A 12,489-nucleotide genomic window follows, 5' to 3' on the forward strand; every position below is an offset into this window, starting at 1 on the left:
GCAGGGTGCGATCGTGGCCGGTAATGTGGACCGAAGCGCCGGGAAATGCGCGCCGATTTTTCTCAAGCGGTGGACAAAAAGGACTTGTCCCCGAGCGTCCCGCCGCCTCCCCGCGCGGAGAGGCGGCGGCGTGGGGATCAGCCGCCCGTCTTCTTCGGCTTGTCGGCCGAGCCCGGCGCCTCGTGGGGCTGGGGGGCGCCCTTCGGCAATTCCGGGTTGTCGGGCGAGTGCGGCGCCGCCACGGGGGCCGGCGGGTTCTCGGCGGTGGCGGTGGGCTTGCTCGTCTCCGGCAGGCCGTCCTTCAGCTTGTCGTTGATCTTGGCGAGATCGTCCGGCTCGGGGTTCAGGTCCTTGGCGTGCTGCCACTGGAACTTGCCCTCGAGGCGGCGGCCGGCGCGCCAATAGGCGTCGCCGAGGTGGTCGTTGATGGTCGGGTCGCCGGGCTTCAGCTCGACGGCCTTCTCCAGCTCGCGCACCGCGTCGTCCCAGCGGCCAAGGCGGAAATAGGCCCAGCCCAGGCTGTCGACGATCATGCCGTCGCGGGGAGCGGAATCGGCGGCCTGCTGCAGCAGCTTGAACGCCTCGTCGATGTTCATATTCTGGTCGACCCAGGAATAGCCCAGGTAGTTCATTACCTGCGCCTTGGCGGCGGGCTGGCTGTCCGGCACCAGGGAGAGCGCCTTCTTCAGGTCCGCTTCGGCCTTGGGCCATTGCTTGGCGCGCTCGTAGGCGACGCCGCGGAAGTAGAAGGTCGTCCAGTAGTTCGAGAGCGGCCGGTCGCCGATCAGGTCGATGGCGCGGGTGTAGCTGGCGGCGGCCTCGTCGTATTGCTTGCGCGCCCGCTGCACGTTGCCGAGCGCGGTAATGACGTCGATGTCGTCGGGATGGGCCTTCATCGCGGCGGCGAGCTGCGCCACCGCCTCGTCGCTCTTGCCCATCTGCTCTAGGTTGAGGCCGATCTGGATGTCGGAATTGAGCTTCAGTGGCGAGGCCGCCGGAATCTGCGCGTAGGCCTCGTTGGCCCGCTCGGGCTGCTTCATCCGGTCGAGGGTGTCGGCGAGCGTCAGGCGGGCCAGCGCGTGGTCGGGCGACAGGTAGAGGGCGAGCCGCAGGTAGATCACGGCGGGCAGTTCGTCGCCCTGGGTCGAGCCGGCCGAGCCGAGGCCGTAGAGCACCTCGGCGGCGCCGTCCTGGGCGGTGGTGACGAGCTTGCCCAGCGGCTTGCCGGCCTTCAGCTTGTCGAGGGCGTCGCGCACCAGCGGGTGGCGGGGCGAGAGCCGGTCGAAGTCGGTATAGGCCTGGATCGCCACGTCGGTGTGGCCCATGCTGGCCTCCTGCCGGGCATAGGCGTCCACGATGCGCAGGGTGTTGCGGTCGCCGTCATAGGCGGCCTTGAGGCGCGCCTCGGCCTCCTTGTCGTCGCCGGTCACGGCGGCGATCAGGCCAGCGTGATAGTCGCGGAACGTGTTGTAGTAGCGCTCACCCCGGAGCTTGGCGACGGTGTCGAGGGCCCGCTTGCTGTCGCCCGCGCCGGCATAGGACCACGCGGTCAGCAGGGTGGCGGTGAGGTCGGTGGCCGCGCCCCGGCCGCTGCGCGAGAAGTTCTGGCGGGCGGCGGCCCATTGGCTCGCCTTGATCTGGCGGACGCCAAGGGAGAGGTTCGCGAGCCCGTTGGTCGGGTCGCGGGCGACGAGCTTCTCCGCCGTGCGGAAGGCATCCGGCAGGGCGCCGTCGGCGAGCAGGGAGATGAAGGCCCGCTCCACGAGTTCGGCGTTGCGCGGGTCGGCGCGGACGGCCTCGCGGTAGAAGGTGGCCGCCGCCGTCGTGTCGCGGGCCGCGCCCGCGATGTAGGCCGAGAGGAAGTTGCCCTCGAGGGAGTCGGCCGGCTCGTAATCGCCCGACGGGACCGAGGCGGTCTCCTTCGGCTGGGCGGCGTTCGCGCCGTGCGGCAAGCCGGTGGCCAGCAGGAGGGCGAGCGCCGAGACGGTGCGGCGGGCGCGAAGATGGGTCATGAACCGTTCCGGCTCCTGAGACGCCGGGCCTGGAAAGGGCCGGCGCCTGAAAACATGCGGGGCGCGTCGCCCGGGCGAAAAGCGCCCGGAGACTGGACTCATCCCGCCACCGCCGCAAGGCGAAAGGATGGCGCGGGGCTCACGGGTCCGTCAGGCAGGCGTCAGCAGCCTGTGATCCTTCTTGAAGCATCCGGTGTCCGGTTATAGGACTTCGGTCATGTATCTGATCTATCTCGATGAGTCGGGCAATACCGGGACTCACAAGGATCCGAACCAACCGATTCATCTGATCGCGGCGCTCTGTGTCCACGAATCGAAGATCCGCGCAGTGGAGTCCGCAGTTCGCAGTATCACATGGCAGCATTTTGGGATCGTCACGCTCAGCAACGGTTTCGAGCTCCACGCAGCGGATCTTTACGGCGGCAATGGTTTTTTCAAGGGAATCAAACCCAAGGATCGGATCACCTGCATCCATGACATTTTGGATGCGATTGCAGCCCATGACGCCGTCGTCATCTGGGCTGCTGTCGACAAGATGAAACTCTATTCAAGCCATCATCCCCATCGCATGGCGTTTCTATTCCTAGTTGAGCGTATCGAGGATTGGCTGGGCCAGGGCAAGGCAGAGCTTGGCCTCCTTGTCGCCGACGAAAACAAAGAAGTCGAACAAAAGTTGATTGACGACCTTGAGGTATTTAAGCTCAGCGGCACAGGAATGGGCTGGCGCCCCACACAAATCAGTTCAATCGTCGATTCGATTCACTTCGTACAATCGACGAATAACCGCCTCATCCAGTGCGTCGATATCGTCGCTTATTTCGCCCTCAAGCATCATCGACAGGAGCAAACGCTCTTGCGCAGCTACCTCGATCTGAAGCCGACGGGCATTCCGTGGCCGATCTGGCGCGAGGCTCAACTCGATGCGGCTCCATCGAAGAAGGCGATCTGGGATATTGGCCGCAAACTCGAAACGCTGACGGTCGGCTCGAAGATCTTTCCATAAGGAGCCAACCGGCGCGCCACTCGGGCGAGGGCGCCGGGGCTCGGTGACCCAAACCCACTGCCGGCTGACAGCAGCAATATGAGAAGGCTCCACTTCCGAGTCAAACCCGAACGATCCGTCAGGCCAGGATGTCGAGGGTCCGTTTGGTCATCGTGTCGGCGGTGCGCGCCACGGCGGCGTTCAGGGCGAAGCTCGTTCTGGCCTCGATCAGGTCGAGGGCCGTCGCCGAGAGGTCGATTGTCGCGGCCGGCGGCAGCGCGCCGCCGCCCTGGTCCGGCACCGTTTCGGTTCCCAGCGCGGCGACGCGACCGGCCACGGCGTCCAGCCGCTGGCTCGCCGTATTCATCCCGCCGGTCGCGATCGTCAGGGCATCGGACATCGTCACCTCGTGCCCGCGAGGATCGGTGCGAGACGTGAAGATCGCGCGCACCGAATCCGTCGCATTCGAGGGATCGCCTCACATGTTCGGGTAGTTCGGCCCGCCCGGTCCTTCCGGCGTCACCCAGTCGATGTTCTGGTTCGGGTCCTTGATATCGCAGGTCTTGCAGTGGACGCAGTTCTGCGCGTTGATCTGGTAGCGCACCCCATCCGAGGCGGAGGCGTCCTCGACCCACTCGTAGACGCCGGCCGGGCAGTAGCGGTTGGACGGGCCGCCGAACACGTCGTGCTCGGAGCGCTTCTGCAACTCCATGTCCCGGACCTTGAGGTGGGGCGGCTGGTCCTCCTCGTGGTTGGTGTTCGACAGGTAGACCGAGGAGAGCCGGTCGAAGGTCAGCTTGCCGTCCGGCTTCGGGTAGGTGATCGGTGTCACCTCCGAGAGCGGCTTGAGGCAGGCATGGTCGGGCTTGCCGTGGGAGAGCGTCCCGAACGGCGAGGTACCGAGGACGCTCGTCGCCCACATGTCGATGCCGCCCAGCCCGATGCCGACCAGCGTGCCGTACTTGGACCAGAGCGGCTTCACGTTGCGCACCGGCTTCAGGTCCTGCCCGATGGGGCTGTTGCGCCAGCCCCGGTCGTAGGCGGTCAGCTCGTCGCCCTGGCGCCCGGCCTTGAGGGCGTCGGCGATGGCGTCGGCCGCCTGCATCCCCGACAGCACCGCGTTGTGCGAGCCCTTGATGCGCGGCACGTTCACGAAGCCCGCCGAGCAGCCCACCAGACAGCCGCCGGGGAAGACGAGCTTCGGCACCGATTGCCAGCCGCCCTCCATGATCGCCCGCGCGCCGTAGCCGATGCGCTTGGCGCCCTCGAAGGTCTCCGCGATCATCGGGTGGGTCTTGAAGCGCTGGAACTCCTCGAACGGCGACAGGGTCGGGTTCTCGTAGTTCAGGTGCGTGACGAACCCCACCGAGAGCAGGTGGTCGTCGAAATGGTAGAGCCAGCTTCCGCCGCCGGCCTTGTTCGGCAGGGGCCAGCCCATCGTGTGCTGGACGAGGCCGGGCTCGAACTTGCCGGGCGCGAGCTGCCACAGCTCCTTCACCCCGAGCCCGTACTTGAAGTGGTCGCTGTGGGCGTTCAGCCCGTAGCGGGCGATGAGCCCCTTGGTGAGGTTGCCCCGCGCGCCCTCGCCGAACACCGTGTACTTGCCGCGCAGCTCCATTCCGCGGGTGTAATCGTCGCGCGGCTCGCCCGCTTTGCCGATGCCCAGGTCGCCCGTGGCGATGCCGACCACCGCGCCGGCCTCATCGAACAGCACCTCCGAGGCCGGGAAGCCGGGGTAGATCTCGACGCCGAGCGCCTCGGCCTGGGCCCCGAGGTACTTGCAGACGTTCGACAGCGAGCCGACGAAATTGCCGTGGTTCGACATCAGCTTGGGGAAGAACAGGTTCGGCAGGGTGATGCCGCTGTTCTTGGTGAGCATCATGAACTCGTCCCGCTCGACGGCGGTCTTGAGCGGGCGCTCGGGATCGGTGCGCCATTCGGGGAGCAGGGCATCGAGGCCGATCGGGTCCACCACCGCGCCGGACAGGATGTGGGCGCCGACCTCGGAGCCCTTCTCCACCACGACGACGCTGATCTCCTCACCGATCTCGGCGGCGCGCTGCTTCAGGCGGATGGCGGCCGAGAGACCCGCAGGCCCGGCACCGACCACCACCACATCGAAATCCATGCTCTCCCGTTCGGGCAGCGCCATCCTCACCACTCCTGATCTTCTTGTGTCAGCTTTGTCTGCCGTCTGAACCGATTCCAAGCTAGAAACGCAAGCGCACTTAAGGCAGCACCGCGCCGAGGCCATGGCCGGAACGTTGTCCACAGGCCGGGCCGCCCCCACTTAGAGACGATGCCGAACCCCGCCGACGCGCAGGCCGACCTCATCGCCATCCTCGACTTCCAGACGGAGGCCGGGGTCGATGTCGCGCTCGACGAAACGCCGCACGACCGCTTCACCGAAGCCGACGCGCCGGAGCCCGTCCGTGCCCGGCCCGCGCCCCGCCGGGCGGCGGCGCCCGCTCAGGCCCCCTCCCCTCCCCCGCAGGAGGCGCCGCGCCCCGCGCCCCGCGCCACCTTCGGCCGCGCCGCCTCCGCCGAGCCCGAGGCGGCGGCGGGCGATGCCCGCGCCCGGGCCCGCAACGCCGCGAGCCTGGAGGAACTGGAGGCGATCCTCGCCGCGTTCGACGCCTGCCCCCTGCGCTTCACCGCCAAGAACCTCGTGTTCGGGGACGGCAATCCGCAGGCGCGGGTGATGTTTCTGGGCGAGGCCCCGGGCGCCGACGAGGACCGGATCGGCAAGCCGTTCATGGGCCGCTCCGGCCAGCTCCTCGACAAGATGATGGCGGCCATCGGCCTCGACCGCAGTTCGGCCTACATCGCCAACGTCGTGCCGTGGCGCCCGCCGGGCAACCGCAACCCGACCCCGCAGGAGGTCGCGACCTGCAAGCCCTTCGTGGAGCGGCAGATCGAACTGGTCGACCCTGAGCTGATCGTCTGCCTCGGCGCCCCGGCGACGCAGACGCTCACCGGTACCAAGGACGGCATCCTGAAGACCCGCGGGCGCGTCTTCCCCTACGCCCTGCCCTCCCGCGAGGCGAAGCTCCTCGCGACGCTGCACCCGGCCTTCCTCCTGCGCCAGCCCCTGCAGAAGCGGCTCGCGTGGCGGGACTTCCGCGCCGTGCGGGCGGCGCTCGACGGGAAAGCTTGACGGTGGGGGCGGAACCGGGTCTCCCCTCCCGCCATTAGACCAGGCCGGATGCGGCCGGTGCGGCACGGATGGCGGGATCATGCGCTGGGAAGATCTACGGAGCTCCGACAACGTCGAGGACCGGCGTGGTGAAGGTGGTGGCGGCGGTGGCGGCATGGGCTTCCCCGGCGGCGGCGCCGGCGGGCTCGGCATCGGCGCCATCGTGGTGGTGCTCATCATCAGCTACTTCACGGGCATCAACCCGGCGATCCTGATGGGCGGCGCCGAGTCGATCACCCGGGGCGGCGGCGGTCAGCGCCAGGAGCAGGCGGACCCGCAGACCCAGGCCAAGCGGCGCCAGGCGCCGACCGACGAGAGCGGGCGCTTCGCCTCCAAGATCCTCGGCAACACCGAGGACGTGTGGAGCACGATCCTGCCGCAGCAGACCGGCAAGCAATACACCCCGACGACGCTGGTGCTCTACACGGGCGGCACGCGCTCGGGCTGCGGCTCGGCGCAGGCGGCGATGGGGCCGTTCTACTGCCCCCTCGACAAGAAGGTTTACCTCGACACCGGCTTCTTCAAGGAGATGGCGACGAAGTTCGGCGTGAAGGGCGATTTCGCCTACGCCTACGTCATCGCGCACGAGGTCGGCCACCACGTGCAGGACGTGCTCGGCATCCTCGGCAAGGTGCAGGCCCGCCAGCAGCAGGCGTCGAGCAAGAGCGAGTCGAACGCCCTCTCGGTCCGCATCGAACTGATGGCCGATTGCCTCGCGGGCGTCTGGGCCAAGAACTCGAACGACAAATACGCCGAACTGGACCAGGGCGACATCGACGAGGCCTTGAACGCCGCCGCGCAGATCGGCGACGACGCCCTGCAGCAGCGCTCGCGCGGCTACGTGGTGCCGGATTCCTTCACCCACGGTTCCTCGGCCCAGCGCCAGCGCTGGTTCACGGCCGGCTACAAGAGCGGCCAGACCAAGGCCTGCGACACGTTCCGCACCGCCAACAACTAATCGTCTGCGCTCCCTCCCCTCCACGGGGAGGGGGCGTCAACCCTACGGGCGCCGGCTGAGCCGCTTGGCGTTCGCCTGCACCTTCCGGCGGTAGCTGTGAATCACCTTCTGGTTCGACGCGCCGGAGGCCATCATCATCATCGCCTCGCCGGCGGCGTAGACCTTCTCCGTCACCATGCGCTGCGCCTCGACCTGCGCGGCGGGGCCGCCCATCGACAGCATCGTCATCCGCTGCAGGATCACCCCCTGCGCTTCCATCGCGAGCATGGACATGTCCATGCCCATCTTCCACCAGCCGAACAGCATCGTCGTCCTCTCGTTGCGCTTGGCAACTCGCGACACCGTCACCGTTTCCCGGGTGCGACGCTGCGCTGCCATGCTTTGCGTGGGCGCGGCCCATGCCGTAATCGCCTCGGGCCCCTCTTCCGAGACTCGACCCCGACCCATGATACGCCTTGACCGCATCACAAAGCAGAACGGCAAACAACTGGTCTTCATCGAGGCCAGCGCCGCCTTGCAGCGGGGCGAGAAGGTCGGGCTCGTCGGCCCGAACGGCGCCGGCAAGACCACCCTGTTCCGCATGATCACCGGCGAGGAGCAGCCCGACGAGGGGCAGGTCCAATCCGAGCGCGGGGTGACGATCGGCTATTTCAGCCAGGATGTCGGCGAGATGGCGGGCCGCAGCGTCGTCGCGGAGGTGATGGACGGGGCCGGGCCGGTGAGCGCCATCGCCACCGAACTCGCCGAACTCGGCGCGGCCTTGGCCGATCCCGACCGGGCCGACGAGATGGACGCGCTGATCGAGCGCTACGGCGAGGTGCAGGCCCGGTTCGAGGAACTCGACGGCTATGCCCTCGATGGCCGGGCGCGGGAAACCCTCGACGGCCTCGGCTTCAGCCAGGAGATGATGGAGGGGGATGTCGGCGCCCTCTCCGGCGGCTGGAAGATGCGCGTGGCGCTCGCCCGCATCCTGCTGATGCGCCCCGATGCGATGCTCCTCGACGAGCCCTCGAACCACCTCGACATCGAGAGCCTGATCTGGCTCGAGAACTTCCTGCGCGGCTACGACGGCGCCCTGCTGATGACCTCCCATGACCGGGAGTTCATGAACCGTATCGTCAACAAGATCATCGAGATCGACGGCGGCACCCTCACCACCTACTCGGGCGATTACGCCTTCTACGCGCAGCAGCGCTTGCAGAACGAGGCGCAGCGGCAGGCGCAGTACGAGCGCCAGCAGGCGATGCTCGCCAAGGAGATCCAGTTCATCGAGCGCTTCAAGGCCCGCGCCTCGCACGCGGCGCAGGTGCAGAGCCGGGTGAAGAAGCTCGACAAGATCGAGCGCGTCGAGCCGCCCCGCCGCCGCCAATCGGTGGCCTTCGAGTTCCAGGCGCCGCCCCGCTCCGGCGACGACGTGGTGATGCTGAAGAACGTGGGGAAGCGCTACGGCAGCCGCGCCATCTATGACGGGCTCGACTTCTCCATCCGCCGCAAGGAGCGCTGGTGCGTGATGGGCGTGAACGGCGCCGGCAAGTCGACGCTGCTCAAGCTCGTCACCGGCACCACGACGCCGGATGCCGGCACGGTGACGGTCGGCGGCAGCGTGAAGCTCGGCTACTTCGCCCAGCACGCCATGGACGTGCTCGACGGCGAGCGCACCGTGTTCGAGACCCTGGAGGAGGCCTTCCCGCAGGCGGGCCAGGGGTCGCTGCGCACGCTCGCCGGCTGCTTCGGCTTCTCCGGCGACGACATCGAGAAGCGCTGCCGCGTGCTCTCCGGCGGCGAGAAGGCGCGGCTGGTGCTCGCGCTGATGCTCTACGACCCGCCGAACTTCCTCGTGCTCGATGAGCCGACGAACCATCTCGATATCGGGACGAAGGAGATGCTGGTGGAGGCGCTGGCCGCCTTCGAGGGGACGATGCTGTTCGTCTCCCACGACCGGCACTTCCTCGCCGCCCTGTCGAACCGGGTGCTGGAAATCACCCCCGACGGCGCTCACCAATATGGCGGCGGCTACACCGAGTACGTCGCCAGTACGGGCCGGGAGGCGCCGGGCCTGCGCAGCTGAGAGAGCGGGGATGGGCCATCGCCTGACGCGGGAGATCGCGGAGCGCTTCGCCGGCATCGCCCTGGGGCACGTGACCCGCGAGTACCCGCACAAGACCGGCCTCGTCTTCGCGGGGCTGGAGGACGTGCGCCCGCCCGCCGCGATGCACCCGGTCTTCCACGGCAGCTTCGACTGGCATTCCTGCGTCCACGGCTACTGGCTGCTTGCCCGCCTGCTGCGGGCGTTTCCCGATCTCGACAGGGCGGGTGACATCCGAACCCTGTTCGACCGGCAACTCGTGCCGGACAAGATAGCCGGCGAATGTTCGACCTTCGACGCCCCCGCCGCGCGGGGTTTCGAACGTCCCTACGGCTGGGCATGGCTCCTGAAACTGGCCGCCGAGTTGCGCGACGCCGAAGCGCCCCGGTGGGGTAAGGCCTTGAGCCCCCTCGCGGAGCGGATCGCCGCGCGCTTTGCCGCCTTCCTGCCCATCGCCCCCTACCCGGTGCGGGTGGGCACGCATTTCAACACCGCCTTCGCCCTGCGCCTCGCCGCCGACTATACCGACGCCGACCTCTTCGCGCTGCTGCGGACGTCGGCGGCGGCATGGTACGGCGACGACATCGATTGCCCCGCTTGGGGCGAACCGGGTGGCGACGACTTCCTGTCCTCCGCCCTGATCGAAGCGGAGGCGATGCGCCGGCTGCTCCCGGCGGACGCCTTCGCGGCGTGGTTCGGCCGGTTCCTGCCGCGCCTGTCTGAGGGCCACCCCGCGACCCTGTTCATGCCGGCCCTCGCCACCGATCGCAGCGACGGCAAGATCGCCCATCTCGACGGTCTGAATCTCAGCCGGGCGTGGTGCCTGCGCGCCCTCGCCAAGGCTCTGCCGTCGGGCGATCCCCGCCTGCCCCCCATGCTTGAGGCTGCCGACCGGCATTATGAGGCCGCGATGCCCCATCTTGCGGGCGAGTACATGGGTGAGCATTGGCTGGCGAGCTTCGCGCTCCTCGCCCTCGACGGCTGATCTGCGTCACTTCCCGATACAGAAGCCGGCAAACAATCTGTCCAGCACGTCCTCGACGCCGACATGGCCGCCGACTTCGCCGAGGGCCCGCACGGCGAGGCGCAGATCCTCCGCCGCCAGTTCCGGCAGACCGCCCCCCATATCCGCGCAGAGCCGGTCGAGATGGCCGAGGCAGCGTTCCAGGGCCTCCCGGTGGCGGGCGCGGGTGATGAGGGCATCACCCTCTCCTATTCCCGCTTCGGCGCGCTCCCGCAGGGCGCCGAGGAGCGCCGGCATTCCCTCCCCCGTGCGGGCCGAGACCGTGAGGCCAGCGGGCGCAGCGCCCGGCAGGTCGGCCTTGGTGTGCACCACGAGGGCAGACGCCCCGCCGAGATGGGGCACGACGCCCCTCGGCGGCACCAAGGCGAGGACGAGATCGGCCTGCGCGATCCGCGCGCGGCTGCGGCGGATGCCTTCCGCCTCCACCGCCTCGTCCGTCTCGCGCAGGCCCGCCGTATCGACCAGCACCACCGGCAACCCGTCGAGATCGAGGCGCACCTCGATGGCGTCCCGCGTCGTGCCGGGAACCTCGGACACGATCGCCGCGTCTCGCCGCGCGAGGGCGTTGAGCAGGGTCGACTTGCCGGCATTGGGCTCGCCCGCCAGCACCACCCAGAACCCGTCCCGCAACCGCTCCCCGCGCCGCCCATCCGCCAGGGCCGCCGCGATGACCTCGCGCAGAGCCGTCGCGCGGCCGATCAGGCCCGCATCCAGCCCCGCCTCGTCCACGTCGCCCTCGTCCGAAAAATCCAGAGCGGCTTCGGCCCCCGCCAAAAGGTCGATGGCCTCGTCCCGCCACTCCGCCACCTGCCGACTGAGCGCTCCTTCGAGCTGCCGCAGGGCCTGCCGCCGTTGCCCCTCGGTCTCGGCATCGATCAGGTCCGCGACGCCCTCGGCCTCGGCGAGATCCATGCGCCCGTTGAGCACCGCCCGCCGTGTGAACTCCCCCGGTCCCGCCGCCCGGCAGCCGGGCGCGCGCGACAGGGCCGCCAACACCCGCGCCCGCACGGCGAGCCCGCCATGCAGGTGAAGCTCGGCCATGTCCTCGCCGCTATAGGTCTCGGGGCCGGGAAAGAAGGCGACGAGGGCGCGATCCAGCACCGTGCCATCCGCAGGATCACGCAGGGTGCGCAGGGACAGCCGTCGCGGCGCGGGACGCGGCCCGCAGAGGGCGTCGAGCGTCGAGCCTGCCTCCGGCCCGCTGATGCGCAGCACCGCCACCGCCGCGCGGCCGAACCCGCTCGCCGGGGCGAAAAGCGTCTCTGCCATCCGGGTCGATTCTCCGCCGCGTCCTCGCCGGCTCCCTATCACGAACGGTGCCACGGAACAGCCGCAAACCGGGACCACCGCTGCGCCGGATCCTCCCCGGAGAGATGATTCCCATGGGCCTCATCACCCGCCGCGCCGCCTGCACCGGCCTCCTGGCCGCTGTCTTGCCCGCCTTTGCGGAGGATCGCCTGCGCGCCCTCGAAGCGGGCACCGGAGGCCGCCTCGGCGTCAGCGTCGCGGGGGAGGGCATCGCGCCCCTGGCGTGGCGCGCCGACGAGCGCTTTCCCCTGTGCAGCACCTTCAAGGTCCTGGCGACGGCGGCAGTATTGGCCGGCGGCGAACCGCTCGACCGGGAACTGACCGTCCGCGAATCCGACCTGCTCAGCTACGCCCCCGTCTCCCGCAAGGCCTTCACCGAGCGGGGCGGGCGGATGACCCTCGGGGAGGCTTGCGCGGCCTCCATCGTGTGGAGCGACAACACCGCCGCGAACCTGCAACTCGCCCGGCTCGGTGGGCCGGCCGCGCTCACCCGCTGGGTGCGGAGCACGGGCGATCCGATCACCCGACTCGACCGGGACGAACCCGTCCTCAACACCGCGCTGCCCGGCGACCCACGCGACACCACCGCCCCTGCCGCGATGCGCGAAACCCTCGCGAAGATCCTCCTCGGCGGGGTTCTCCCTCCGGAAGCGCGGACACAGCTGGAAGGCTGGATGGTGGGCGCGCAGACCGGCTTCAAGCGCCTGCGGGCGGGCCTTCCGGCGAACTGGATCGTGGGCGACAAGACCGGCAGCGGCGACAACGGCACGTACAATGTGGTGGCGATCCTCCGCCCGCCGGGCCATCCGCCGCTGATCGCCACGAGCTACCTGACCGGAGCGACCGCGCCGGCCGCCACCTGCGACGCCGCCCATGCCGAACTCGGCCGGCTGATCGCCCGGCATGTGGGAGCCTGAGCCCGT

The 12,489-nt window shown here is 69.1% G+C and carries 11 protein-coding genes; 6 read left to right on the forward strand and 5 right to left on the reverse strand.

Annotation, left to right across the window (positions count from 1 at the left end; genetic code table 11):
- Positions 1 to 137: 137 nt before the first annotated feature.
- Positions 138 to 2,012, reverse strand: a complete 1,875-nt coding sequence (locus MKK52_RS26510) for a tetratricopeptide repeat protein (protein WP_243959615.1) — start codon at positions 2,010 to 2,012, stop codon at positions 138 to 140.
- Positions 2,013 to 2,229: 217 nt separating this feature from the next.
- Here MKK52_RS26510 and MKK52_RS26515 point away from each other — a divergent pair, with 217 nt between their 5' ends.
- Complete coding sequence (locus MKK52_RS26515) at positions 2,230 to 3,015, forward strand: DUF3800 domain-containing protein (RefSeq protein WP_243959617.1); 786 nt, start codon at positions 2,230 to 2,232, stop codon at positions 3,013 to 3,015.
- A gap of 118 nt (positions 3,016 to 3,133) precedes the next feature.
- Here the strand turns inward: MKK52_RS26515 and MKK52_RS26520 are convergent, their stop codons facing one another.
- Together MKK52_RS26520 and MKK52_RS26525 are read right to left on the reverse strand one after the other, a co-directional pair.
- Positions 3,134 to 3,394, reverse strand: coding sequence for a flagellar protein (locus tag MKK52_RS26520; protein WP_243959619.1), 261 nt, complete (start codon positions 3,392 to 3,394; stop codon positions 3,134 to 3,136).
- Between the two features lie 78 nt (positions 3,395 to 3,472).
- The gene (locus tag MKK52_RS26525; RefSeq protein ID WP_243959621.1) at positions 3,473 to 5,146 is read right to left on the reverse strand and encodes an electron transfer flavoprotein-ubiquinone oxidoreductase; all 1,674 of its coding nucleotides are present in this window, start codon (positions 5,144 to 5,146) and stop codon (positions 3,473 to 3,475) included.
- A gap of 147 nt (positions 5,147 to 5,293) precedes the next feature.
- Between MKK52_RS26525 and MKK52_RS26530 the strand changes: the two genes are divergently transcribed.
- Positions 5,294 to 6,151, forward strand: a complete 858-nt coding sequence (locus MKK52_RS26530) for a uracil-DNA glycosylase family protein (protein ID WP_243959624.1) — start codon at positions 5,294 to 5,296, stop codon at positions 6,149 to 6,151.
- 79 nt (positions 6,152 to 6,230) lie between these two features.
- On the forward strand, positions 6,231 to 7,148 hold the full coding sequence (locus MKK52_RS26535) for a neutral zinc metallopeptidase (RefSeq protein WP_243959626.1): 918 nt from the start codon (positions 6,231 to 6,233) through the stop codon (positions 7,146 to 7,148).
- Positions 7,149 to 7,190: 42 nt separating this feature from the next.
- Here the strand turns inward: MKK52_RS26535 and MKK52_RS26540 are convergent, their stop codons facing one another.
- Complete coding sequence (locus MKK52_RS26540; protein ID WP_243959807.1) at positions 7,191 to 7,454, reverse strand: hypothetical protein; 264 nt, start codon at positions 7,452 to 7,454, stop codon at positions 7,191 to 7,193.
- A gap of 139 nt (positions 7,455 to 7,593) precedes the next feature.
- Here MKK52_RS26540 and MKK52_RS26545 point away from each other — a divergent pair, with 139 nt between their 5' ends.
- On the forward strand, positions 7,594 to 9,216 hold the full coding sequence (locus tag MKK52_RS26545; protein WP_243959629.1) for an ABC-F family ATP-binding cassette domain-containing protein: 1,623 nt from the start codon (positions 7,594 to 7,596) through the stop codon (positions 9,214 to 9,216).
- A 10-nt stretch (positions 9,217 to 9,226) separates the two neighbouring features.
- A complete protein-coding gene (locus tag MKK52_RS26550; RefSeq protein WP_243959631.1) occupies positions 9,227 to 10,219 on the forward strand; it encodes a DUF2891 domain-containing protein in 993 nt (330 codons plus the stop codon).
- Positions 10,220 to 10,225: 6 nt separating this feature from the next.
- Here the strand turns inward: MKK52_RS26550 and mnmE are convergent, their stop codons facing one another.
- A complete protein-coding gene (mnmE, locus tag MKK52_RS26555; RefSeq protein ID WP_243959632.1) occupies positions 10,226 to 11,527 on the reverse strand; it encodes a tRNA uridine-5-carboxymethylaminomethyl(34) synthesis GTPase MnmE in 1,302 nt (433 codons plus the stop codon).
- Between the two features lie 113 nt (positions 11,528 to 11,640).
- Here mnmE and bla point away from each other — a divergent pair, with 113 nt between their 5' ends.
- Positions 11,641 to 12,483 (forward strand): class A beta-lactamase, encoded by an 843-nt coding sequence (bla, locus tag MKK52_RS26560; RefSeq protein ID WP_243959634.1) that lies wholly within the window; start codon positions 11,641 to 11,643, stop codon positions 12,481 to 12,483.
- Positions 12,484 to 12,489 lie beyond the last annotated feature (6 nt).

Source organism: Methylobacterium sp. J-067 (assembly GCF_022829465.1).
Taxonomy (GTDB): domain Bacteria; phylum Pseudomonadota; class Alphaproteobacteria; order Rhizobiales; family Beijerinckiaceae; genus Methylobacterium; species Methylobacterium litchii.